This is a genomic window from Mesorhizobium sp. M1169, from assembly GCF_040318345.1.
Lineage (GTDB): Bacteria > Pseudomonadota > Alphaproteobacteria > Rhizobiales > Rhizobiaceae > Mesorhizobium.
Window position 1 is genome coordinate 1 of record NZ_JAMYME010000101.1, and the last position, 1,957, is coordinate 1,957.

The following is a 1,957-nucleotide window of genomic DNA, read 5'->3' on the forward strand; positions in this document are numbered from 1 at the left end:
CCCATCATCGACTCAATCTCCTCTTACGACGAAGATTGAATCAGTGCTTCAGGACTGCTGCAACCCGGACTTTTTCAACACTATCAGTCGATTCGAGCCGTTGCGCGAAGGGCAGCTTTTGAGAAGCGCCATGAATGTCGCGATATTGGCGCTACCTACTCGTTCCCATCGACGAGACGAATGGCAGCATCCACCCTTCCCCCGGTCCTCGGCGGCGGACGCGATGAACGGCTCGATTGAGCCCGAAACGAACTTCTGTCACATCGGTAACCTGCCGCCACCTCCTCAAATTGCCCGCGAGCTCGGTCTGAGCCAGCGGACGGTAGACCGTCACGTTAGCGATATCCTGACGCGGCTGAACGTGCGCACGCGCGCGGCAGCCACGGCCTATGCGGTCGAGCACGGCCTGATCGGCATGGTCGTATCTGGGTAATCCTACCCAAGCCAAATTTCTCGCTGCGTGGGTATTTACGCCGAAGCGGGCAACCGTGGCGCGGGTCTAAACTTCATGGCGTGGTAAAGGCCACAGGAGGTTTTCCCGATGCAAACGAATAATAACAGCATGAGCGGGCCGGGCGGTGTCTGGCTCGCCACCGGAACGCTGCTGCTGGCGGCTGCGCTCGTCTTTCACGGGCCACCGGACGCGGATTTGTCTGTTCAGATGCAGAATATCGCCGAGGGCCATGGGCGATGGGCTACGGTCCATTGGACGGCGGCAGCGGCGCTGTTCCTGATCGCCGGCGCTTCGTTCCTGAACCTGGCGCTCAACCCCCGGGTTCGGCGTTCGCCGATGCTGAGTTCTGCCTGGATGGTGATGGCTCTCGGCGCCCTGACTACGTTCTCCACCGCAGTCGCCGAGGCATCGGTGGTCGCGGTCGCGGCCGACCGGGGTGACACCAACACCTTCATGACCTGGTGGGCGTTTTCCGGCGGCATGGGTAACGGATTCTGGGCGTTAGCCTTGGCGACAGCGCTTGTCGCGTATCACGATGCCCGCGACAACGTTGGGATACTGCCCCGATGGGCCGCGATCGTCGGCTCGGCGTTCGGTATCCTTTCAGCAACCGGGTGGACACTCGGTGAGCAGCTCGGGATCGGCATCGGGGGTCCGATCTGGCTGATTTCCTCGCTTCTCATGTGCCTGTGGCTCGCCTGGTACGGGCTGTCCTCAAGCAGCGTCCGGTCGGGGCAAGCCACGGCGTAAAGCGCCTGATCCAGCATCATCTTGAGACAGGAGGAAAAAATGTCCCTTCAAACGAAGGAAATCGAGGCGACGATCCACGACATCCACGAATTCTTCACCGACTGGGTGGCGGGCCGATGCCCTGGCGACGACGCGACGTTCAAGAAGAACGCGCTCGACCGGATCAGCGACGATCTGGTCGCCATCATGCCGGGCGGCAGGGCGTTCGGGAAAAATGATTTCGCAGGTTACATGAAGAGCATCTACGGATCGAATCCGGCCTTCCGTATCAAAATACGCGACATCCGGATCAGCCATCAAAGCGCCGACCTGGCGGTCGTGAACTATCACGAATGGCAACGCGACGCGAAGGACTCCGATCAACCGAACAATGGCCGGGTCACGACGATGGTGGTCCGCGATCGCGGCAACAGCCGGGGGCCCGAGATCTTGCAAGTTCATGAAACCTGGCTCCCAGCCGATGTCGTTCAGTCCGCGGATTTCGCGTTCTGAGAAGCGTCGGTCCGAAACGGGCAGAGAAAGGATTTGCGCTGGCGGGACCATCGGCTCTGCCGGCGTCATGGAGCCAGAACTGTGCTTCTTTTCAGCCCGAATTGATCCACATTCAACGTCCGGCTAGCCCAGCAATCCGGCCATTCCATGCGTTCGCGTGGAGCGTCGGCTCGCCACCGATAGTGTTGAAAAAGTCCGGGTTGCAGCAGTCCTGAAGCACTGATTCAATCTTCGTCGTAAGAGGAGATTGAGTCGATGATG

Annotated in this window: 3 protein-coding genes; all 3 read left to right on the forward strand. The window is 60.1% G+C overall.

The features are described from left to right. Nucleotides 1-433 (forward strand): LuxR C-terminal-related transcriptional regulator (locus NKH41_RS33960; protein WP_352935970.1); only part of this gene is annotated, 433 nt, incomplete at its 5' end. A 108-nt stretch (nt 434-541) separates the two neighbouring features. Next, complete coding sequence (locus NKH41_RS33965) at nt 542-1,204, forward strand: hypothetical protein (protein WP_352781315.1); 663 nt, start codon at nt 542-544, stop codon at nt 1,202-1,204. Nucleotides 1,205-1,243: 39 nt separating this feature from the next. After that, the gene (locus NKH41_RS33970) at nt 1,244-1,696 is read left to right on the forward strand and encodes a nuclear transport factor 2 family protein (protein ID WP_352473774.1); all 453 of its coding nucleotides are present in this window, start codon (nt 1,244-1,246) and stop codon (nt 1,694-1,696) included. Nucleotides 1,697-1,957 lie beyond the last annotated feature (261 nt).

Excerpts from the sequence above, each read along its gene's own strand:
- NKH41_RS33970 (WP_352473774.1), top strand. The coding sequence starts at position 1,244 with ATGTCCCTTCAAACGAAGGAAATCGAGGCGACGATCCACGACATCCAC.
- NKH41_RS33965 (WP_352781315.1), top strand. The coding sequence starts at position 542 with ATGCAAACGAATAATAACAGCATGAGCGGGCCGGGCGGTGTCTGGCTC.